The 24,046-nt window shown below is 34.6% G+C and carries 18 protein-coding genes; 11 read left to right on the top strand and 7 right to left on the bottom strand.

Going from position 1 to position 24,046, the window contains the following annotated elements:
* Positions 1-51: 51 nt before the first annotated feature.
* Positions 52-300: a hypothetical protein gene (locus C1X07_RS09125; RefSeq protein ID WP_103069704.1), complete on the top strand. Its 249-nt coding sequence runs from the start codon at positions 52-54 to the stop codon at positions 298-300.
* Between the two features lie 280 nt (positions 301-580).
* Here the strand turns inward: C1X07_RS09125 and C1X07_RS09120 are convergent, their stop codons facing one another.
* The 3 genes from C1X07_RS09120 to C1X07_RS09110 form a co-directional block, all read right to left on the bottom strand.
* On the bottom strand, positions 581-1,297 hold the full coding sequence (locus C1X07_RS09120; RefSeq protein WP_128755232.1) for a hypothetical protein: 717 nt from the start codon (positions 1,295-1,297) through the stop codon (positions 581-583).
* Between the two features lie 573 nt (positions 1,298-1,870).
* Entirely contained in the window at positions 1,871-2,161 is a 291-nt protein-coding gene (locus C1X07_RS09115; protein ID WP_103069702.1) for a hypothetical protein, read from the bottom strand.
* 11 nt (positions 2,162-2,172) lie between these two features.
* Positions 2,173-2,373: a hypothetical protein gene (locus C1X07_RS09110; protein WP_128755231.1), complete on the bottom strand. Its 201-nt coding sequence runs from the start codon at positions 2,371-2,373 to the stop codon at positions 2,173-2,175.
* 792 nt (positions 2,374-3,165) lie between these two features.
* On the opposite strand from C1X07_RS09110, the gene C1X07_RS09105 reads away from it, so the two are divergent.
* The 6 genes from C1X07_RS09105 (at position 3,166) to C1X07_RS09080 (ending at position 12,364) form a co-directional block, all read left to right on the top strand.
* Positions 3,166-4,308 (top strand): aminotransferase class V-fold PLP-dependent enzyme, encoded by a 1,143-nt coding sequence (locus C1X07_RS09105; RefSeq protein ID WP_103069700.1) that lies wholly within the window; start codon positions 3,166-3,168, stop codon positions 4,306-4,308.
* Between the two features lie 63 nt (positions 4,309-4,371).
* A complete protein-coding gene (gene mfd, locus C1X07_RS09100; RefSeq protein WP_103069699.1) occupies positions 4,372-7,731 on the top strand; it encodes a transcription-repair coupling factor in 3,360 nt (1,119 codons plus the stop codon).
* 138 nt (positions 7,732-7,869) lie between these two features.
* The gene (locus C1X07_RS09095) at positions 7,870-8,937 is read left to right on the top strand and encodes a YncE family protein (protein ID WP_103069698.1); all 1,068 of its coding nucleotides are present in this window, start codon (positions 7,870-7,872) and stop codon (positions 8,935-8,937) included.
* Positions 8,938-9,123: 186 nt separating this feature from the next.
* Positions 9,124-9,966 carry a helix-turn-helix domain-containing protein gene (locus C1X07_RS09090; protein ID WP_103069697.1) on the top strand — a complete coding sequence of 281 codons (843 nt, stop codon included), beginning with the start codon at positions 9,124-9,126 and terminating at the stop codon, positions 9,964-9,966.
* A 90-nt stretch (positions 9,967-10,056) separates the two neighbouring features.
* The gene (locus C1X07_RS09085) at positions 10,057-11,238 is read left to right on the top strand and encodes a serine hydrolase domain-containing protein (RefSeq protein ID WP_164914128.1); all 1,182 of its coding nucleotides are present in this window, start codon (positions 10,057-10,059) and stop codon (positions 11,236-11,238) included.
* Positions 11,239-11,689: 451 nt separating this feature from the next.
* Positions 11,690-12,364 (top strand): hypothetical protein, encoded by a 675-nt coding sequence (locus C1X07_RS09080; protein WP_103069695.1) that lies wholly within the window; start codon positions 11,690-11,692, stop codon positions 12,362-12,364.
* Between the two features lie 199 nt (positions 12,365-12,563).
* On the opposite strand, the gene C1X07_RS09075 is transcribed toward C1X07_RS09080, so the two are convergent.
* Positions 12,564-13,496 carry an SMP-30/gluconolactonase/LRE family protein gene (locus tag C1X07_RS09075; RefSeq protein ID WP_164914127.1) on the bottom strand — a complete coding sequence of 311 codons (933 nt, stop codon included), beginning with the start codon at positions 13,494-13,496 and terminating at the stop codon, positions 12,564-12,566.
* 359 nt (positions 13,497-13,855) lie between these two features.
* Positions 13,856-14,974: a helix-turn-helix domain-containing protein gene (locus C1X07_RS09070; protein WP_103069693.1), complete on the bottom strand. Its 1,119-nt coding sequence runs from the start codon at positions 14,972-14,974 to the stop codon at positions 13,856-13,858.
* 364 nt (positions 14,975-15,338) lie between these two features.
* Here C1X07_RS09070 and C1X07_RS09065 point away from each other — a divergent pair, with 364 nt between their 5' ends.
* Positions 15,339-17,054 (top strand): DUF3472 domain-containing protein, encoded by a 1,716-nt coding sequence (locus C1X07_RS09065; protein ID WP_103069692.1) that lies wholly within the window; start codon positions 15,339-15,341, stop codon positions 17,052-17,054.
* 256 nt (positions 17,055-17,310) lie between these two features.
* Here C1X07_RS09065 and C1X07_RS09055 read toward each other — a convergent pair whose 3' ends face one another.
* Complete coding sequence (locus tag C1X07_RS09055) at positions 17,311-17,670, bottom strand: YraN family protein (RefSeq protein ID WP_103069690.1); 360 nt, start codon at positions 17,668-17,670, stop codon at positions 17,311-17,313.
* 2 nt (positions 17,671-17,672) lie between these two features.
* A complete protein-coding gene (locus tag C1X07_RS09050) occupies positions 17,673-18,569 on the bottom strand; it encodes a S66 peptidase family protein (RefSeq protein WP_103069689.1) in 897 nt (298 codons plus the stop codon).
* A gap of 114 nt (positions 18,570-18,683) precedes the next feature.
* Here C1X07_RS09050 and C1X07_RS09045 point away from each other — a divergent pair, with 114 nt between their 5' ends.
* From C1X07_RS09045 to metG, 3 genes are all read left to right on the top strand, one after another.
* Positions 18,684-20,177, top strand: a complete 1,494-nt coding sequence (locus C1X07_RS09045) for a DUF1800 domain-containing protein (RefSeq protein ID WP_103069688.1) — start codon at positions 18,684-18,686, stop codon at positions 20,175-20,177.
* A gap of 7 nt (positions 20,178-20,184) precedes the next feature.
* Positions 20,185-21,801, top strand: coding sequence for a DUF1501 domain-containing protein (locus C1X07_RS09040; RefSeq protein ID WP_103069687.1), 1,617 nt, complete (start codon positions 20,185-20,187; stop codon positions 21,799-21,801).
* Between the two features lie 103 nt (positions 21,802-21,904).
* Positions 21,905-23,971, top strand: coding sequence for a methionine--tRNA ligase (metG, locus tag C1X07_RS09035; protein WP_103069686.1), 2,067 nt, complete (start codon positions 21,905-21,907; stop codon positions 23,969-23,971).
* Positions 23,972-24,046 lie beyond the last annotated feature (75 nt).

The raw sequence follows: 24,046 nt of genomic DNA, 5'->3' as shown, positions 1-24,046 counted from the left end.
TTACCATAAATGTTGTTAAAATTTGTTCTGCATGTGTTTTTACACTCTAATATGAACACTATTGCTATTGATTTATGTGGCAATGATAAAACATATGAGTTTCATTTTTCAGGACTGAGCGAAAAAATTGAAAAAAAATTAGAGTTAAACCCAAATTATGCACATAATAGTGAGAATATAAATTTTCAAAACATTACTATCCATAAAACTCAATCCTTGTCATTCCTTGATATAATTGCATTCGCAAAGGTTATTCATTTTTGGCACGGCAATTGTTTATATGATAACCAAAGAAATTAATAATCTAAAAATAATACGATATGAAAACCGAATACACGATTAGAGTAACCTTAAATTTTAAACCTTTTATTAACTTTTTAAAAGAACTTCCGGCTTCTTCGAGTTATGCAATACACCGATAGGCCATGAGAAGACATAAAGCTACACTCACCTCACGAAGGTGGGTATATAAAACCTAAAAAGCGAGATCAATAGTTGACTCGCTTTTTTGTTACCCTTATCTTTTTAACTTATTATAATAGTACCATCTTAATAGCTATCAAGACTATGATTTAGTTTACTATTCTTCTGATTGGCTACAACTAATCCTTTCTCGACTCAAAAGTGCAGTTAGCATACTCGCCACTACCAATTTATGTTCAGGTAATACGTCTTCTTTTATCCAGATATAAGTTGAGAATGCGGTCCAGTTCTTTTCGAATACTCCGCTTTGATATCCGGCAATGATTTTATCTTCCAACCTAAAAGTATTGCCCTCTAGCGTCATTTTATTTCCTTTTTGATCTGTAATCTGCAACTCATGATTATAGTTTGCTACATCCTGAATAAAACTCCATTTATTACCCAAACTATCCTGCGGAGTGATGGTTCCCATAAAAAAGTGAGTTCCATTTGTATTATCTATTTCAAAAATATCTCCAAGTTGTAATTCAAATCCTTTTCGGGTACATATCTCCAAAAGATGAACATCTGCCATTTTTCCATCTGCCGTTTTTTGAGTAAATCTGGTTTTTTGGCTTTTTTCGGTATTTACGTTTATATCGGGAAATAACAAAGCTTCACTTCCTTTGGTCCATCCTCTTTTTATTTTAAGTGCTTCATATTCTCCATAGGTAACATTTCTATTAGGCATCCACCCATCTAGCCCTTTAACTTTCATTTTTATGGCGTCATATTCATCTGGTACTTTATTGGGATACATTTTTGCATTTAAACCTTTACATGCTGTTAGTTGTATTAAGATTCCTATCAGAATCATCATATATACGTATTTCATTCTTTTTAAAATTTTAGTTATACCCCCAGTATGAAACGAATAGGATCACATTTCTTACTTCGAGATTGACGCTCAAAGTTTATGCCACAAAAAAGTATAGCTAACTCATTTTTTTGGCGTAGACCCAAATGTCTAAATAGTTTGATATAAAAACTAAATACTGTTTAACACGCCCTACAGACCGTCTACCTACACTCATCAGGGTGTCATGAACGGGTTTTAGGGCATTGGACACCCCCTACAGGGTGTTAAGAACGGGGTAACACCCGTCTCAAAGCCCCTATAACCACAAGGACAACGACCTACGAGGCGTCTTTTACTACCTACTGACCGTTATGATACAGGTTCTTGGGCGTTTTACCCCAGAATTGATCTGTTTTAAGGATATATTTGCTCACAATGGAAATTCATAAGTGTGATTATTGTTTTGGTACAAGTCTAAGCTAAAACAGCCATAACCTATTTCACAAGATCATGACTGTCTTTTTTATTTTCTTACTCTTGCACTACCAATCTGATATGGTACTAGTTGCAAACTAGCACAAGCGATCACTCTTACGGGAGTTGGAGAATTCATAATCTAACATTTTCATATTCTTCGAATTCATCAAGTCTTTCATTAAACTTTTTAAAGATAATACTCCTAAATACTTTAGAGTAATTCGTTGATAGATACTTTATAAATTCATTTTTAATAGATAATGAAATTTCTCCTTTTTCAAGACAAAAACAGAATCCATTATCTACATTACCCCCTATAGATACGTGAGAACTTTCAGCAAAGGAAATGAAATCATCAATCATATAATCTTCATCTATTACTACTTCATCTCTAATAATTAAACTAAAACAAATTTCATTCATCCTTTTCTTATTTATTCCATATCGTTATCTATTCTTGAAATTTTTGTAGAGTCTACATAAACTTTAATATTATCAGAATGAGAGCTTGTAGTAGGATAATAATAATAAACCACAAGTTTTTTATCGGAAGACATACTATCTATGTATGTACCATTAGGTTTCCCCATAATTCTTATTAAACTATCAATAGGCATTCCTTCCTTTAGCTTCAATGATTTTTCATAGTTATCATTATCTTTCTGGCAAGAAACTAAAAGTAAAAAAATGAATAAATAAAAAAAGGGTTTAATCATATGTTATAATAAAGCAATTGTGATATTGACAAAATACAACCCAGGCTTGTTATGAAACTTATAATTTCTACTCATACTGCCAAAATACAAACAGTAAGTTTCATTTTTTAAAACTATATACTTTATCTTAAAAATAAAACAGCCATAACTTATTTTACAAAATCATGACTGTATTTTTTTCCTTATATTTCAAGATTAAAAATCCTCCCATACCGAAGTATGGGAGAATCTTGGGAATTGCAAAAAATCAGCAAATAGCTGAAAACAAAAACGGGGTAACCGTACCCTACACAATCCAAAATTTTATCCCGACATAGTCCTACCCTGGTCAGGATTAAAAAATTGGATGTTTTATTGATACTGTTATTATGTTTTAGCATATCGATGTTGTGTTTTTTGACAATTCTGTAATCATTTACTTTGCAATAATAATGCACGCCAGTTTCAAAAATTGAAACTGGCGAATTTTTTTTTATTTTTTTTCTAATCCCTAAAAAAAGCTCCAAACACTGGTTTTTAAAGCCTATACTTATCTATTTATTTGCTGTTTTTAATAAGTTTTCTGATATTTTTCCTCCAAACCTTATAGAATTAAGATTCTTTTAACCTCTATGTCTTTTATTTTACTTTCCTTAATAAATACCTTTACAAAGGTGAGATCGTAATATTTACTTTCTCTTTTTTTACAGTATATTTTCAAATAGCACATACATGCAACATCAAAAACACCTCTTTGATCTCTCTGATGACATCACCTATTTAAATGGTGCTTATATGGCTCCTCAATTAAAATCAGTAACCCAAATTGGTCTTGCTGCAGTTACCCAAAAAGCGAGACCTAACGAAATTGTTGCTGAAGATTTTTTTTCTAAAAGAGAAGTGTTAAAACAACGATTTGCTACTTTGATAGATGCACCTGATCATAATAATATAGCGATCATCCCCTCTGCTTCCTACGGTATTGCCAATGCTGCTCAGAACACTCCAATACAACAAGGAGATGAAATCATACTGGTAGATGAGCAATTTCCAAGTAATGTATATGTATGGCAGGAAGTTGCAAAAAAGAAGGGGGCAAGGATTACCGTGGTCAAACCTCCCAAAAATTTTAAAGACAGAGGTAAACTCTGGAATAAAAATATCCTGAATGCCATTACCAAAAAAACTGCAGTAGTCGCCATGCCGAATATACATTGGGCTGATGGCACTTTATTTGATCTAAAGGCTATACGCGAAAAAACCAACGCAATAAATGCTTTTTTGATTATTGATGGTACCCAAAGTATCGGGGCTCTTCCTTTTTCTATCTCAGAAATAGCCCCAGACGCCCTAATCTGTGCAGGTTATAAATGGCTATTAGGTCCTTATTCCACTGGCGTAGCCTACTACAGTGATTCTTTTAACAACGGCACCCCTATAGAGCATAACTGGATGAATCGTTATAATAGCGAAGATTTTGCAGGGCTAACCCAATATGAAGATCGCTATCAGGAGAAAGCAGCCCGATATTCTGTTGGCGAATCCAGCAACTTTGTATTAACTCCCATGTTAATTCGTGCTATCGAACAATTGATAGAATGGTCTCCCTTGGCAATCCAGAAATATTGCAAAACAATATCTACAACCGCTGTACAACAATTAAAAGAATTAGGTTGTTTTATAGAAGATGACCCTTACAGGGCGCATCATCTTTTTGGTATCTATCTGCCGGATCATATCAATTTAGAAAAGCTGAAGTCTACTTTAAAACAAGAAAATGTTTTTGTCTCTTTTCGAGGGACGGCTATGCGTGTTTCTTCTAATGTATATAATTCTTCGGCTGATTTTGATAAATTAATTAAACAATTCGGCTAAGAATTTTATGATCCTTTTGCCAGAAATTGATATAGCACTTATATTTGTTACAAAATCTGCTACGTGAGTGCAACTTCAATCTCGCAAACTTTTTTACAGTCTCTGCAACTGCAGAAACTAGGAAAAGCTATTGCCCAAACCGAAACAAAAACACATATTCAAGGTCTTATTGGATCATCATTATCCTTTGTGATAGAAAATAGTTTTAGACAAAGTGAAAAGCCATTTCTATGTATTTTTAATGACAAAGAAGAGGCTGCCTATTATCTTAATGATCTAGAGCAATTACTTGGTGATAAAAATGTATTGTTCTATCCAGGTAGTTATCGCCGTCCTTATCAAATCGAAGAAACTGATAATGCTAATGTCTTACTTAGAGCAGAAGTACTTAATCGTATTAACTCGCGAAAAAAACCAGCACTAATTATCACGTATCCAGATGCATTATTTGAAAAAGTGGTGACCCGAAAGGAACTCGAAAAAAACACTTTAAAAATCAATGTAAATGATACGCTCTCGCTCGACTTTGTAAATGAAGTACTGTTCGAATATCAATTTCAGCGAGTTGATTTTGTTACCGAACCAGGTGAGTTTTCGGTTCGTGGAGGGATTGTCGATGTATTCTCTTTTAGTAATGACGAACCCTATAGAATTGAATTTTTTGGAGATGAAGTAGATAGTATCAGAACTTTTGATGTAGAAACTCAACTGTCTACCGATCAAATCAAAAAAATCTCAATCATCCCAAATGTAGAGAATAAAGCCCTGCAAGAAACCCGTGAGAGTTTCCTGAAATACATCGCTTCAAAAACAGTCATTTTTGCAAAAGATATCGACCTACTTTCTGCTAGAATTGATAAAAATTTTCAAAAAGCAGAAGAAGCCTTCACTACACTATCCAAGGATATTAAACATAGTACTCCCACAGAACTTTTTGCCACTTCGGCACTTATAAAAAAGCAGTTATTGGATTTTACATTGGTCGAAATCGGCGCCCGCCCATTGACCAAAGCTGACTATGCTATTAAGTTTGAAACCAAACCTCAGCCATCATTCAATAAACAATTTGATTTGTTAATTCAAAACCTGAATGAAAATCATGAGGCTGGTTATAAGAATTATATCTTTTGTGTAAGTGAACAGCAAGCCAAACGTTTTCATGATATTTTTGATGATGCCGACCTCGATGTAAAACAATATGAAACAATTGTTTTTTCGGCATTTCAAGGGTTTATAGATCACGACCATCAGATCGTTTGTTATACGGATCATCAGATTTTTGAGCGTTATCATAAGTTTAATCTTAAAAATGGATATGCAAAAAAACAAGCAATAACCCTAAAAGAACTCACCAATCTCGAAGTTGGTGATTATGTAACTCATATCGATCATGGGATTGGAAAATTTGGTGGATTGCAAAAAATAGACGTCGAAGGTAAAAAGCAAGAAGCCATTAAGTTAATCTACGGAGAAAGAGATGTATTATATCTAAGTATTCATTCGCTTCATAAGGTTTCTAAATACAATGGTAAAGATGGTAAGCCACCGCATATTTATAAACTAGGTTCTAAAGCCTGGAAAACTTTAAAACAAAAGACCAAGGCTAGAGTAAAACACATTGCTTTTAATCTGATTCAGTTATATGCCAAGCGAAAATTACAAAAGGGATTTCAGTATAATCCTGACAGCTATTTGCAACATGAGCTAGAAGCATCTTTTATCTATGAGGATACGCCTGATCAGAGTACTGCCACCGAAGCTGTAAAAACAGACATGGAGAGCGAACGCCCAATGGATCGTCTGATTTGCGGTGATGTCGGTTTTGGTAAAACTGAGGTAGCCATCCGCGCTGCTTTTAAAGCTGTTGACAACGGAAAACAGGTAGCAGTCTTAGTACCAACCACTATTCTGGCCTTTCAGCATGCAAAAACCTTTAGAGAACGTCTTAAAGATTTTCCGGTTACGGTAGAATATATCAATCGTTTCCGTACAGCAAAACAAAAGAAAGAAACGCTAGAAGATCTCGCTACTGGCAAAGTAGATATCATTATTGGCACACATCAATTAGTGAATAAGAATGTAAAATTTAAAGATCTTGGTTTATTAGTAATTGATGAAGAACAAAAGTTTGGAGTCTCTGTAAAAGATAAACTCAAAACCATAAAAGAAAATGTAGATACACTCACTCTAACAGCTACACCTATACCAAGAACATTGCAATTTAGTTTGATGGCAGCTCGGGATTTATCTACAATTACCACTCCACCACCCAATAGGTATCCTATTGAAACTAATGTCATACGATTTACCGAAGAAACAATAAGAGATGCCGTAAGCTATGAAATCCAACGTGGGGGTCAGGTATATTTTATTCATAACCGAATCGAAAATATTAAAGAAGTGGCAGGAATGGTACAACGATTGGTGCCTGATGCCAAAGTAGCTGTGGGTCACGGACAGATGGAAGGGAAAAAACTAGAAAGCCTTATGCTTTCTTTTATGAACGGAGAATTTGATGTTCTGATATCGACCACAATTGTAGAAAGCGGTCTGGATGTCCCTAATGCAAATACTATCTTTATTAATAATGCCAATAATTTTGGGCTTTCTGATCTACACCAAATGAGAGGACGTGTAGGTCGAAGCAACAAAAAGGCATTTTGCTATTTTATAACTCCTCCCTATTCTGCAATGACCGACGATGCCCGAAAACGAATTACCGCACTAGAGCAGTTCTCTGAGCTAGGAAGTGGTTTTAATATCGCCATGAAAGATCTCGAAATACGAGGAGCGGGTGATTTATTAGGAGGAGAACAAAGTGGTTTTATTAATGAAATTGGTTTTGAGACTTATCAAAAAATTCTAAATGAAGCTATAGACGAGCTTAAAGAAAATGAATTTGCAGAATTATATAAGGAAGAAGCTACAGAAAAAGTATACCTAAAAGACACACAAATAGATACTGATTTTGAATTACTGTTCCCTGATGACTATATCAATAACATTACTGAAAGACTTAGTTTGTATACCGAGCTTAATGCAATTAAAACAGAACCAGAATTACAAGCCTATGAAAAACGACTGGTTGATCGATTTGGAGAATTGCCAGATCAGGCTATCGATTTATTAAATTCTGTTAGGATCAAATGGATCGCTACTTCTATCGGAATCGAAAAAATTATTATGAAGCAAGGTAAATTGATTGGATATTTTATTAGCGATCAACAGTCTGGTTTTTACCAGAGTCCTGCATTTACCTATGTGCTTCATTTTGTACAGAAAAATACTGCATTATGCAAAATGAAGGAAAAAAATACCCGAAACGGATTGCGACTATTACTAACTTTTGAAAATATCAAAACAGTAGATAAAGCATTACAAGCACTACAACCTTTTAACACCCAAACAGAAACCAATAATTAATGGTATAACTACAAATAAACAAGTCAGAAAAAGCATATTAAAACTTATACTCCATAACTCCAATAATAAAGAGTCTACCACAATAGTTGTCAATAATTTACGCTATATTTAAGCTACACAAACTAAACTTTTACACAAATGAAACAAGGTAGCTTATTTTTAGTATTAGGAATTATGATGGCTTTCTTTATCTCTTGCGAGAATGAAACCAATCGTTTTAAAAATGACATTCCCACCGAACAGAGTATCGAAAACACAGATCAGAAATCTCATTATGGTAATCAGGAATATTTTCTGGTTGCTAATCGAGGGGCATCTACAATTAGTGTCTTTAATGCCAAAACCACTGATTACATAACAGATATTGCACTACCAGATCTAGGAGCGCAACCCACCTATCTAGCGCATAGTAAGAGAAACAATGCGATATATGTTGGAGATTTTGCAAATAAAAAGATTGTTTACTATGATGCACGTTCCTTTGCATTAAAAGGAGAGATTGCAATCGAAGAAGGTGCTTTTCATCTATGGATTAATAATCGGGTAAACCAACTGTGGGTAAACAATATTGTCTCTAAGGCAACTTCGGTAATTGATTTAAATTCTAACACTGTTATTAAAACTCTTCCGCTCCCTAAGGATGAAATCCCTGAGCTAACAGAAAATGCAGTACAACACGATGTAACCATTTCTCCCAGTGGCTATGCAGCTTATGTAACTATCTTGGATGGTCCAAAAAGTTATGTAGTAATGTACGCTACACATAATCAAAAATATATAAAGCATGAAGTTGTAGGAGGAGATGCCCATTTATTACCGGTAGGAACTAAATTATACGTACCTGCTCAGGAAGAAAATAAAATAACTGTTTTTAGTAGATTCAATTTAGAGAAGCTGGGAGAAATTCCTTTTAGCTCTACACATGGTGTAGCCCACAGTCGTCGATTTGTATTTACTACAGGAATCGCAGATAACAAAGTAGGTGTAATCGACAGGTACACCAATACAATTGTTTCAGAAATTAATACCAATTACAATGTGCCTCATAATTTGGCAACTAACAGAAAGGGAAACATTCTGTTTTTATCGCATTCTGGAGGTTCTGCTACTCAGGTTGTTTTTTATAAAGTAAAAAGAAATGGTACTTTACAAAAAATATCAGAATATGACTCGGGATTAAATCCTTTTGGAGTACTTAGGTACTAAACTACACATTCTGAGACTTTAAATTCTATACAACAATTTTGCTAAGGATTTTTGGGTACGCAAACCCCAAAAATCCTTATTTTTATACATCTGTCGGGTAAATGTCGGGTCAAATACAAATCAAAAAATTTGAGAATTAATTTCTGAAAACTAATATTGCTGAACAAAATGAAAATCAATCAGATTATGAAACAGCCAGAATTAGGTCAGAAAATATCTGAACTCAGAAAATCCAAAGGACTCACTCAAGAAGAACTGGTAGAACAATGTAATATTAGTGTGCGCACCATTCAACGTATCGAAGCTGGAGAGGTAACTCCGAGAAGTTATACTATAAAAACAATCCTGTCTGCTTTGGACTATGATCTGGAACAAATTCAAACAGAAGACTCCAGAGTTACTAAAGAATTTAAAAAACTATTTCTTCTCGAAATTGATGACAGTAAAGAGATTGGGTTTCTAACAAAACAACTCTCTATTGCCTGGATCAGTGGTATTGTCTATTTTATTGTTGGGTTTGCAGAATTTGCAGTAGATTTTTCTCGGTTTACAAAAGATACTATGATCACAAATGATAGTGTTTACATATTGCTAAAGCTCGTCATGCTAGCTTCCATTATCTTATATACCCGAGGATTCATCCTTACAGGAAAAATCTTTAAAAACTACCTCTTACGAATAACCGCCTTCATTTTTATTTTTATTAGTGTTCTATTTTATTCCTTTGATGTTTTATCATTATACATCATAGATTTTAACTACCAATTTATCCTTGGTGCCGAAGCCATTACCTATGGTGTAATCGGGATACTATTTGGGATATCAGTATTACGTCTCCAAAATGGACTTGGAACATTAGCCAAAATAACCGGTATTTTTGAGATTGTCACCTATGGTTTTATGGTTACTGTAGTTCTATCTTTGGTGGGGATGGTATTGCTTACCCCCACAATTATCTTAGAAATTATTTTACTCTACAAAGTTTCTGAAATCTTAAAAGAGAAACAACAAGAAATGACCTCTAATTAACCTTTACTAACACTTCTAAACATACAATATCATTGAGTAGTCTATTCAATGACAGAGATTCTTATATCAAATTTTAAAATACTGTACAGCATGAAAAAATTATGTATACTTTCTATTTTACTCATACTCCTTCCATTACTTTATTATTTACTGGAACCTATTTTTACATATAATATCGGGAGGTCTACTTTCCCTCAAATCAAAAATCTACAAACTGTAGTCACACATCAAGATTCGATCTCCAAAAAAGCGGATAGTCTTTTGACAGATATATTTGCTCGTGCCAAAACACCGGCAATCTCTGTAGCAATTGGTCAAAATGGCAAAATAGTGTGGGCAAATGCCATTGGGTATGAAGATTTAAAAAAGAATAAAAAAGTAAGTCTGAAAACAAAATTCAGAATCGGAAGCACCTCAAAAGCAGTAACCTCTGTAGGGTTGGGGCTTTTACTTGAAAATAAGAAACTACGACTAGATTCTAAAGTCAAGGAATTTGTACCCTATGCCAATGCAACTCTTTCTGAAATAACCTTGAAGCAACTAGCTTCTCATACTTCGGGAATACGAAATTATAGAGTTTGCTTTTGTTTCCCCATATGGGAATATTATAACAATGACGAATATGCCTCCATCAAAGAAAGTGTTGAAATCTTCAATAATGATGAGCTGCTATTCTCTCCAGGCACTGATTTTAGCTATAGCTCTTATAACTATACCATGCTTAGTGCTATGATCGAAGGCGCTACACAAATGAGCTATAATGAATTTATGAAAACTGCACTATTTAAACCTTTAAGCATCGATATTGCTATCGAAAAACAGGCTGAAAACATAAAACATTTGTCAAAATTTTATGAAATCGAGGATAATACATACAAAGAAGTATATAAAGTTGATAACAGTTACAAGTGGGCTGGAGGAGGTCTTATCGCAACTCCAACGGCTCTTGCCACTCTCGGCAATACATTCTTAAACCATACTTTGCTTAACAAAGAAACCATGCAATCTCTAACGCAACCCGTTACCTTGCAAAATGGTGAAATAAACGAGCAGTATTATGCTATTGGCTGGAGAAACCATGTTTCTGAGGTTTTTGAAAAAAACAGAGCCAAAGTTCAAATCATTCATCATGGTGGTACGGCAAATGGTTCTACTTCGGTATTAATATTGTTTCCAGAATATAATACATCAATATCGTTATTAGTTAATAAAAGTGCTTCTTCTAGCGATTTATTTGAGTATTCGTATGAGCTTTCAAAATTATTTATTTAAAACTCTAAGCAACAACAATATATTCTGATCAATACCACTGTATTCTAATCATCTACAATATATTCAGATTATTCACAATCAGCTCAGATCATCCACACAAAGCTCAAATTCTTATCAACAAATTCTAGTAATCCATAAAAACTTCTATCAACTAATAATTAGTACAAATAATCCACAAAGAAGATTTATTATCAACAAATATTTTTGCTCTGACACTACAATATTTTTATAATACTAATAGTTACATAGTATTAACATCACTTCTGATATTGACAAAATTATATCAGAAGTGTTATACCAGTTATATTTTGAATTTAGCGTAAAAGAGAATTTTATTGCGGTAAATCCAAAGTATAAATGGTGTTATAATACCATTTAGAACACCAACTATCCTACCTATTTGGTTCTGTGGTTTTTCATATAGATAATTTACCATATAAAACCATTACTTATGGCACACAGAAAGTATGCAATGAGCGATGCTGTTTTACTAGAGACAGCAGATGTAATTACAGGGTATCTGAAAGAAGATATTGGTCAATTTACAACCTTTGATTCAGAGGAGTTTCCTGACATACTTCCTGATATTATAAAAGAGCAAGTAACCCAGGCTTTTGTAGAAGGAGGAGACAAAACAAATATCACCCAAATTAGTATTAAAACGGATATCGTAAACCAGGAAATCAAAAATTGTAGAATTTATCTCGAAGATATTAAGTACTGGGTAAAAAAATCATTTGCTGATTCTCCTGCCATACAAAAGCAGTTTGGGATTAATCAAGTAAAACAAATATTCGGCACCCAATTACAGCTCATTCAATTTATGGAAAACCTACCTGAAATCATCGCGCTACATCGACAACAACTTGATGCAAGTGGCACGCCATCGGAGTTATTGGATCGAGCAGAAGTTTTAGCTAAAACACTTCGTGAAGCTAATATAGCACAGGAGTATCAAAAAGGAAATCGCCGTATCGATACCGAATTCAGAATTTTACATCTCAACAATTTGTATGACTTATTAAGAAAAATAGATCAGGCTGCACTATCTATTTATAGAAACCAACCCACAAAACGGCTACTCTACAAAATATCCAGAGCAAAAAACTCTGGTGTAGACCATTAGTCGTTCTTGTTTTTCAAGTATAAACAAAAAAGACCTGAAAAGTAACCTTTTTGTCAATCTAAGCTGTTGCCCCGATTATGCCGAACAGCTTAGATTGACGATTTAGTTTTGAACATACTTTGCAGGTCTCTATAAGACTTTAAAATAAAGTTACTATGACTATGTTATATGTAGTATACTCACCTTTTTCACATTGGTCTTAATAAAACTTAATTTTTCGTACTGCACCAACACCTCCAAACTCTGATATATATAGCGCTTTATTATATGGATCTGATGTAATCCCGTTAGGATGGCTAAATGATGCTTCGTCAAGTGGTCCATCAATTACGGCAGACTCTCCGGTACCCGCAAATTCTTTCACTTCGCCATTTGAAGAAACTTTGAATATTTTATTCACTCCGATTCCTGTTGCAAAAACAGTATTACCTATTACAGTAATGTATCCAATACCAAAACCATTGATTACAATATTCGGGATATTGGCTAACAAAGATACATCACCATCTGGATTGATTGATAAGATATCTGCAGTAGAATAGTTTCCTACAATCAGATTTCCTCTACGGTCAAAATCAATCCCTACTCCTCCTGCCAATCTAGAATCTGTTGCATAAACCGTTATATCTCCATCTGCCGAGATCTTATGTACAGTAGGTGTTAAAAAATTAGACACATAAACATTATTCTCATGATCCAGAGCGAGACCTGCCGGCCACCCATCAATTGTTGCCAATACAGTTCGGGTTCCATCAGGTGCAATTTTTAGCACTTCTCCGGTAACAGTATTATTGGCATGTGCTACATAAAAATTCCCCTGGGGGTCAATCGCATTTCCTAACGGTCCTGATAGATCAGTTATAAATTCAGAGACATCTCCATCAGGTGTTACTTTGAAGATTCTGGTTCCGTTTCCTCCGGTATTTACAAATTGTCCAAATTCTGACACATAAATATTTCCTCTTCTATCTACTGTCACTGCATCATTTCCTTCAAATTCTGTGATTAGGGTTTCTACCTCTAGTTCTGGATCAAAGACATCCCCGTCACATGAAGATAGTGCTATTAGTAATCCTGATACAGCAAAAATTTTAATCAGTTTTTTAGTAATGTTCTTAATAGATGTTTTCATTTTTGTGATTTTTAAGTTTTGCCCCAAAGTAGTGGGACAATTGTCAAAAATCGACCGTTTGGATATACTCATACCTATTTTTAACCTGGATTAGGCATTAGAACTTGATCATGAAACTCAAAAATGTAATGCTATATAATGTTTATCAAATTCAGTATAAAGGTATTAGGATTAATTTGAGAAATAAAAGAAATACAAAACTGTAGAGTAAAAAATTTTAAATGATAAAGTGGAATCATGACAATATACAGGACTTTGTCCTTTTTGATTTTACACCTAGTATTTGATAATTTATGACAAAGTGATATGTTTTGAAGCCGTTTCAAGCTGTAATAGATTTTCCTATATCTATTTCAGGTTTAAGCTACTTCTAGTTGTTTGATATAATTTCTGGGAGTATCATTCATTTCTAATTTGAATGCTTTATTAAATGTAGACTTCGAATTAAACCCTACTTCAATAGAAATTGCCAGTATAGTATGCTGCAGATGCTCATTATTTTCTATACGTCTTAAAAACTCTTTGATTCTATAATGATTAATATAATCATAAAAACTACTTTGTATAACATTATTAAGATACCAGGAGATATTATGTGTTGAGGTATCCAAACGTTCAGACAACTTGCGAAGAGTAAGATTGGGATTCAGAAATATTTTTTCTTCTTCCATAATACATTGAAGCTTCTTTTCAAGAGTACTTATCGTATCTTGCGACATGCGTTTTTGCGAATTTGGTTTTTCTTTTTGAAAAGGCACTCTAAACAATTCTGGTTCTTTAAGACTGTAATACCCAACCACAAATATGAAAATAGAAATGGTTCCCCAAACTGCATCATAACCTAGATAGTTCATCGAATGATCAAAAGCGTTTTTGGATATAAAACTCACTGCCCATAAAATCATAAAGACTCCGATAGCGATTTGAAACAGTTTTAAAAACGAAACCAGATTTTGTTGATAGGAGATCGTATTTTTTTCTTCTTTTATATATGCTTTTAAAAGCATGGCGTTGCATATCATATAATAAAAATTAGAGATGATTCCCGCACCCTCTATGCATAAAAAAGGAATACTAAAGTATCCTGAAGAAATTCTGGTCATAAACTCCTCTGAGTTGAAGGATACCACATACAAGAAAAACAAAAGATGAATTAGTATTGGAATGTAATGATACCATGGCAATCTAAAATTATCATTTTTAGAAAATGACAATCTTCTAAAATATATATAACATAATGGTCCAAAAATAAAAATAATACCATCCACAAATATGGTCCATTGAAACAATACAGGGGTCAAATACCTGTAATACACCATTCTACCCAACAGCATCAGCACAGACAGCATCAAAATGATTGATAACATCTTGTTTGCAGATCTATTCTTGTTTTTAATACTTTGCAAAGTAATAGCAAGAAAGATTCCCTGACTAATACCTAAAAAAAGAATAAGATCAATTAGCTCAAAAGACTGCATCAAAAAGTAAATTAGTTTTTAGACAAACATGGTATTAGGAGTAAACATATCTACAATAGTATTATGACTAAATAACAAAAAAGAATTTCACTCCACTTAGACATATAATTATAGCCCCTTCAGGCTGTATCATATTTGATTCTAAATATATAAAGAATTATCCCTTCCTCTTTATTTTTAACTCCTTTATCTGACACGACAGAAATCTCACACATTCTGATATTTACAGGTAAAATGCTACATAATCACACAGTAGATTTTGACTGATACAGCTGAAAAAATAGGTGTTTTTTGACGAAAACGCCCCCCTATTCTTAAAGACAATTAATACATCTTTACACTATACAAACAACAACTACTAATTATGAGAAACACACTACTTATTTTTATTTTTATGATCCTATCAGGGTCATTATTTGCACAAAATTCTGCACCATCATCTCATCTAAGAGCTAATGACAATGCTTCTGGTGATATCCTTATGAAAACTGTACGATCTACCATTACAACTGATGCCACCTATTATTCTACAATGGGATGGAATGCTGGTAGCGAAGGAGGTGCCTATTGCGGATTTCAGGATTCTCCTGATAAAGGGCATACCTTTATTTATTCGATTTGGGATCCTAGTAACGGGCAGACCATTACTGCTGACTATGTTGGTTCTGGTACGGTTGTCGAAAATTTTGGTGGAGAAGGAACGGGATTAAAATCCATGAATAACACTATTGGCTGGAGTCTAAATGAGTGGAATACCGTGGTAACACGCCGTTGGGATGTAGGATCTCACACTTTTTTTGGTTTTTGGATTCGCAGAGGTTCTCAAAACAAATGGTATCATATGGTAACAATGAATTACCCGGTAGCCGGAGTTACCTTTAACGGAAGTACAAATGCTTTTTTAGAAGATTGGTTAAGTACCGGGTCTAATAAAAGGCGATTCGAAATGAAAGATGGTTTTAAAAGAAAAACAAATGGAACCTGGTTACCAATGAGCCAAGGTACTTATAATAGAAATGATGAACCTAGGTCATCAAATTACACCAATGCAGTAGATGCTGGAGTAAGTAATGGGGTATATTTTATGCAGAGTGGAGGAAATACATCTCCAAGTTTTTCTGGCAATCCTCCTCTTACTTTTACCACTAGTACAAGTGCCACACCATCAAATCCCACAATTTCATTTTCTATACAATCTGTTTCTTCTTCTACTATTTCTTGGAGTGTACCCCTATCTTCAACACCGCAATTTCAATACACTATCAAAGTAAATGGTACTACGGTAAAATCAAAGATTGCTCCCGAAGCTAGATCTACCTCTATTTCTGCCGCTTCGGGAAGCACCGTAGAAGTTATACTAGAAGATATCCTAGGAAGAACAAGTAAAAAATCGGTTACTATTAATAGTACCACTCTAGCAAATGGTACTTATAAGATCACTTTTGAAAATAGCGGAAAAGCATTAACCGCCCAAGGAAACACTAATGGATCTAATATACAAATCAACGACTATAATGGTTCAAGTTTACAAAAATGGCAGGTTACCAATTTGGGCAATAGTGTTTACAAAATTACAAACGCCAATAGTGGAAAATCTATAGATGCTTTTGGGCAAAATAATGGTGATAATATAGGATCATATGTTTATCACGGGGGTTCAAACCAACAATGGAAGTTAAGTGCGCTTGGCACAAACATCTATAAAGTTATGGATTCTAGAAGTCAAAGATGTATAGATGCCTTTGGATCAAACAACGGATCAAATGTTGGTATTTATGAATATCATGGAGGTAACAACCAAAGATTGAAATTTACTTCTGTTTCGACTGCAAAAACTAAAAACACCTTACCTCCGTATTTTTCAACATACATAGACCATAAATCTGACATCTTGCATGTTAAACTAAGTAATACTATAGATAAAAAAGCAATGATAGATATATATACCATACAAGGGGTAAAGGTTATTAGTACAGAAATCCCAACAAAAACTGAATTTCAAATTAATACTTCTGATTTGTCAAAAGGCATATACATCCTTAAATCAGCAAGTCTAATAAAGAAGTTTGTAGTTAAATAGATAAACTGCCTCAAAGTAAAGCTGACGAGACATATGACAAAGTACTGCTTTACTTAATGAATCAAGAGACAAGATTAATTCTTGTAGTGCTCCCTCACATCTATTCTTGGTTCTTGAGGCAGCTTTATATCGACTCCTTTGAATAGAGCTTAGAGAGTTTTTTTTGAGTAACGGAGCCCTAAAAAGCTCCGTTATTTTTTTAACTTCTTTATCCCACATAGGTCGTACTTTACTTGCAACAGACTAAATACGCACATCAAAAGTGGTAGAATGCATTCTCTAAGTGTTCTATCTTGGTTCCAATTTTGTTTTTAACGATTGCTATAATATCAAAACGCACTTCTGCATCCAGGTCATGTTCAGTAACATAATGATGAACTGCTTTTACCAATGACTGTATCTGTTTTGGTTTTACAAAATCCTGAGGGTTTCCAAACTCTGGGGTACTTCTAGTCTTCACTTCTACTGCGACAATAGTGTTTTCTTTTTGGGCAATGATATCAACTTCAGACTTTAGGTATCTATAATTTCTTTCCAAAATATGATATCCTTTTTCGACAAGAAAATCAACTGCTAGTTTCTCTCCTTTTTTACCAAGAGTATTATGTTCTGCCATAGTTATATATATTCTAATGTAACTTGATCTTGAGCAACATTCATGGCTACCTTTGCACCAAGAATCACCGCTCTATTATCTTCAATATGCCCCAAAGGAAATTTAAACACCACAGGAAAATCATACTCTGCCACGCTATCCAAAATGATTCTCTTTACTTTCTTACCAAAAGGAATATTATTGTCATGCATTTTAGTCATTCCACCAACAATCAAACCTGATAATTTATCAAAATACCCATTGCGTTTAAGGTTTTGTAACATCCTATCGATATGATAAAGATATTCATCTAAATCTTCAATGCACAAAATTTTACCTGTAGTATCTAATGAAGAAGCTGAACCGCAAAGTGAGTATAAAATAGATAAATTACCTCCTATTAACTGTCCTTCGCAATTTCCCATAATATTCTTTTTTGAAGAAGGAACTATATACATCTGTTCTTTTCCAAAAATGATTTCTTTAAGAGAATCTATGGATTCTTTAGTCCCTTTATAAATATCTATTGGCATAGGCGCATGTATTGAGCAGATTCCCATATTATGAATATGCGAATGCAGTACCGTAATATCAGAATATCCTATTATCCATTTTGGTTTTTTTATAAAACCGGAGAAATCAATCTGATCAATAATCCTAACAGTACCATAGCCTCCACGAGCACACCATATTGCTTTTATTTCTTTATCATCCAGCATCTCCTGAAAATCTAATGTTCTTTCCTGATCAGATCCTGCAAATTGGTTGTTTTCTTTTCCGATTGTTGATCCAATTACAGGTTCAAGCCCCCATTTTTTTAGTAAATAAACAGCTTCTCTTACTTCTTTTTCATTTATTTTTCTGGCAGTAGAAACTATTGCAATTTTATCCCCTTTGGTCACAAAGTCAGGTTTTAACATTTTTTTTATGATTTTTTTATTTTTTAGATACTAATTAACAAATACTTTCGTTATAATCTATTATAGTGTATAGAAATTTGTCCCTTCTACTCTACTTAATAAACCTTATTGCCTATGTTGTCAGATACTACATGTAATCTTGCTGCTTTAGCAGAATACGTGCCTACTCCAGATAATCCCTGGAATGTAAGTAAAATAAACCACTTATACCGCAGGGTTGCTTTTGGAGCTTCAAAAGCCGAAGTACTAGCTGCTTTAGCTCAGAATGATCCTTCTGCGTTGGTTGACCAGCTCATTAACGATGCTATTGCTTTAAACGTTACACCTCCACCGATATGGGGTTTTTGGAACGGAGATCAATTTGATAATGCACCTTTAGAAGTCTCTGAATATAGACAAGAAGGAAAAAATCAAATGGTCACTGATTTGCTTAAAAACAAAGTACGAGAACGTCTCACACTATTCTGGAGTAATCATTTTGTTACCGAAGATGATACTTATCGTAGCCCTGCATATCAATCTCAATACTACAACCTTCTACAAATGCATGCGTTGGGTAATTTTAGAGATTTTGTGTATGATATTGGGATATCCAACGCCATGTTGGTATATCTTAATGGTGATGAAAATGTAAGTGATAGACCTAACGAAAATTATGCTAGAGAACTTTATGAATTATTTACACTTGGTGTAGATAATGGATATACAGAAGATGATATACAGGAAACTGCCAAAGCTCTAACAGGTTATGTGAATACCAATAGTATTTCATGGGGAGATATCCTTTTTGATCCTGGAGAATTTAGTAATGAAACAAAGAATATTTTTGGGCAGACGGGTAACTGGGGGTATGACGATGTGATTAACATTTTGTTTCAACAAAGAAGCAATGAGGTTGCTACGTTTATATGCGGAAAACTATACACCTATTTTGTAAGCCCAACTTGTAGTGATGCTATCGTAGCACAGATGGCTCAAACTTTTATAACAAGTGGTTATAGTATCGAAGCCGTGCTCAGACAACTTTTTAAAAGCGAACATTTTTTCAACATAGAAGCCATTGGGACTATTATCAAAAGCCCATGTGATTTAACCTTAAGTTTTTTTAATGAACTGGGATTCGCCTTACCGGGAGGTATCGATCATATCAATTTCTTTGTAAACGCAACCAGAACACTGGGGCAGGACGTATTAAACCCCGTAGATGTTGAAGGCTGGCAAGGTGACGAGGATTGGATTAGCCCTGACCTATTACTTGGTAGATGGGAAAGTATTCGATACATTTTAGGGCAAACTTGGAGTCATAACCAAAGTCAATTTGGTGATTTTATTATAGGAATGCCCATTGGTGAGCCTGGAGATGGAAATCTGGATGTTACCGTAGATGATGTAAATTTTGTGGTACAAACCATTCTTAATTATTTTTTCCCTAGAGGAATTAACGACACGGTTACTTTTGCAGAGGCGCTGGGGGTTTTCAAAATTGACGGTATTCCCGACAATTATTTCGAAGACGGAACCTGGACTCTCGGTTATCCCGAGTTACCACAACAATTTGCTGCACTGCTAAATTATATAGCAGAAATCCCAGAATTCCAACTTAAATAAAAACTCTATGTGCGAAAATAATCACACCAAAAACATAAAAAAAGAAGGTTCTTGTAATACAGAGGATCATATAAAATGGAATAGAAGATCCTTTCTTCAGGCCTTAGGTCTAGTAGGTGGAGGGTCTATGATGCTAGCCAATACACCTTTATCGGTTTCACGACCATCGCCATTATCTATAGCGCTTAGTCAATCTACAAACGAAAACATTTTAATTCTATGTCGATTAAGTGGTGGTAACGATGGTTTTAATACCATTATCCCAGTTTATGACTATGATATTTATGCCAATGCCAGACCTCTCATAAAAATTCCTCCAAGTGAGTTTATAACACTCAATGATGATTATGCGATGCCAAAACCCATGAACAAACTCGAAAGTGTTTGGGGTGATGGTCAAATGAAAGTTGTACACGGTGTGGGATATGAAGACTCTTCTTTATCTCATTTCAAAGGATCAGACATCTACGCCAACACCAATTTGCTCGAAGAAGACAGAACTGGATTTATGGGTAGGTATTTTCAGGAGATTTATCCAGATTATATTTTTAACCCTCCGGCAAGCCCTCCTTCGATCCAAATCGGAAGTATCGGTAATTTAATTTTCAAAGGTCCCGAAAATGACTTTTCTTTTGCTGTTTCTGACCCTACTAGGCTATTACAAATCGCCGAAAATGGAACTTCTTACAATATCGATGGCTTAGGAGACTGTACTTATGATGATAAAGTAAGACACCTAAGAGAGGTTACCAATACAACATTTACATATGCAGATGTTATTAGTGCTGCTTATGAAAGATCGGGACCTACAGATTTTAGTGGTTATCTCGATGATAGCTTAGGAAGGCAACTAAGTATTATTTCAAGATTAATAAAAGGAGGATTAGGAACCAAAGTGTATCTGGTAACACTAGGTGGTTTTGACACTCATAATAACCAAACACAAAGACATCAGGAGTTACTTAATTCATTTTCTGAAGCCATTAGTACTTTTTACAAAGACCTTACTGCGGCAGGATGGGATGACAAAGTATTAACTATGACCATGTCAGAATTTGGACGAAGATTTAAAGAAAATGGATCTCTGGGAACAGATCATGGTACTGCTGCTCCAACTATGTTTTTTGGTTCTGCACTAAACGGAAGTGGCTTTGCAGGAGAACACCCAGATTTATCCAATCTAACCAGAGGTGGTAATGTGTTCAACACTACTGATTTTAGACAAGTCTATGCTACAGTTATGAAAGATTGGTTATGTATTGATGAAAACACGGTAGGACGAGTGCTACTAGGAAGTTCTTTTGAGTCGTTAGATTTAGGTTTTAACTGCTCTGGTATTAATCCTAATATACCAACTGATGGTGAAGGCATAGCTCATATTGTAACCTATAGTGATAATCAAACATATATTAACATAGCAAATCCTGAGACAACTCATGTAGATATTGCATTGTATAATGTAATAGGGCAAAAAGTAGCCACATTGAGAAATGAGATTCTTATGGAAGGACAACATGTTATTGATGTAAAACAATCTGCCAATACAAGACTAAGTACAGGCCCCTATGTATATCAGATTCAAACCAATAGTGGCAACTATAGCAAATCAATTTTAATCTCATAAAACATACTTATAGCACCACTGTAATCATTCAAAATAATTGGATGATGCAGTGGTCATATTTTGCAAGTGTTTTTATTACCTTTGTGCCTTATTTTTAAGCATTATGAGCACAGAGGGAAGATATACAATTACAGCAGCTTTACCATATACCAATGGACCTATTCATATAGGTCATCTGGCAGGGGTTTATGTACCCGCAGATATTTATTCGCGATACCTTAGAATGACTGGCAATGATGTTGCCTTTATTTGTGGTAGTGATGAGCATGGTGCTGCTATCCCTATGCGTGCCAAAAAAGAAGGCGTTTCTCCTCAGGTTATTATTGATAAATACCATGCCATCATAAAGAAGTCCTTTAATGACTTCGGAATTTCATTTGACAATTACTCCAGAACCTCTGCTCCTATTCATCATGAAACGGCTTCAGAGTTTTTTAAAAAATTATATGACGATGATAAATTTATAGAAGAAACATCAAAGCAACTGTTCGACCCTGAAGCTGAGCAATTCCTTGCAGATCGATTTGTCACAGGAACATGCCCAAAATGTGGTCATGAAGAAGCCTATGGAGATCAGTGCGAAAATTGTGGCAGCACACTTAATGCCACGGATCTTATCAACCCTAAATCAACAATTTCTGGCGCAGAACCAATCTTGAAGCAAACCAAGCATTGGTTCTTACCTCTGGATCAGTATGATGAATTCCTAAAAGAATGGGTACTCGTAGGTCATAAAAAGGATTGGAAAGCAAATGTATATGGGCAGATTAAATCCTGGCTTGATGATGGTCTTCGTCCTAGAGCAGTAACTCGTGATCTGGACTGGGGTATTCCGGTGCCTGTAGAGGGTGCAGAAGGAAAAGTATTATATGTATGGTTTGATGCCCCTATTGGATACATTTCCTCTACCAAAGAATGGGCTACACGAGAAGGAAAAGACTGGGAACCTTATTGGAAAGACAAAAACACTAAACTTGTTCATTTTATAGGAAAAGACAACATTGTTTTTCATTGTATCATTTTTCCAAGTATGCTAAAGGCCGAAGGAAGTTACATACTACCCGAAAATGTTCCTGCTAACGAATTTCTGAATCTAGAAGGTAATAAGTTATCTACTTCAAAAAACTGGGCGGTCTGGTTACATGAATATCTTGAAGAATTCCCTGACAAGCAGGATGTATTGCGATATGCATTAACCGCTAATGCCCCAGAGACCAAGGATAATGATTTTACCTGGAAAGATTTTCAGGCACGTAATAATAATGAATTAGTAGCTGTTTTTGGAAACTTTATCAATCGAGTAGTCGTACTCACTAATAAATATTATAACGGTATAGTTCCTACACCTGCTGCCTTTTCTGAGGTTGACAAGCAAACTCTAGCAGAACTCAAAGCTTATCCCGCGGTAATCTCAAGCTCTATTGAGCGATATAGATTTAGAGAAGCCAGTCAGGAACTTCTTAATGTTGCTCGATTAGGAAATAAATATTTAGCAGACGAGGAGCCATGGAAATTGATTAAAACAGACGAAGAACGTACCCAAACTATAATGTATGTAGCACTGCAAATTGCGGGAGCCTTAGCTACATTATCAGAGCCGTTCTTGCCTTTTACCAGTGGTAAATTAAAAACTATTCTGAATCTTTCTTCATCAGAAGTAGCATCTACCTGGAATGACATTTCTACAAAAGAGATTTTAATTCCTACGGGACATCAAATTGAAAAAGGAGAGCTATTGTTTTCTAAAATTGAAGATGCTGAAATCCAAAAACAACTAGAAAAACTAGAAGCGACAAAGAAAGCAAATGAGGCAGAAAATAAAGAAATAGAACCACAAAAAGATATTGCCGCATTTGAAGATTTCACTAAACTAGATATTCGTATTGGAACGATCATTGAAGCCGAAAAGATGCCTAAAGCCAAGAAACTTCTTGTACTTAAGGTAGATACAGGGATCAATATAAGAACGATCGTTTCGGGGATTGCAGAGCATTTTAGCCCAGAAGACATTGTAGGAAAAAAGGTAACTGTATTTGTGAATCTTGCTCCAAGAAAATTACGTGGCGTAGAAAGCGAAGGAATGATTTTAATGACCGAAACACCTGAAGGAAAGCTAGTATTCCTAAATCCTGATGAAGATGGGGTGGATCCTGGGGCTGTGGTTAATTAAGATTCTATTTTAACTCTTTTTTTGAAAAGTACATTTTATTATTTTTTTTACAATAAAATAAATCTGCGAAGATTG

Origin of the sequence: Aquimarina sediminis (genome assembly GCF_002895435.1) — a bacterium.
In the GTDB taxonomy this organism is placed as follows: domain Bacteria; phylum Bacteroidota; class Bacteroidia; order Flavobacteriales; family Flavobacteriaceae; genus Aquimarina; species Aquimarina sediminis.
This window is presented reverse-complemented; position numbering and strand designations above follow the sequence as displayed.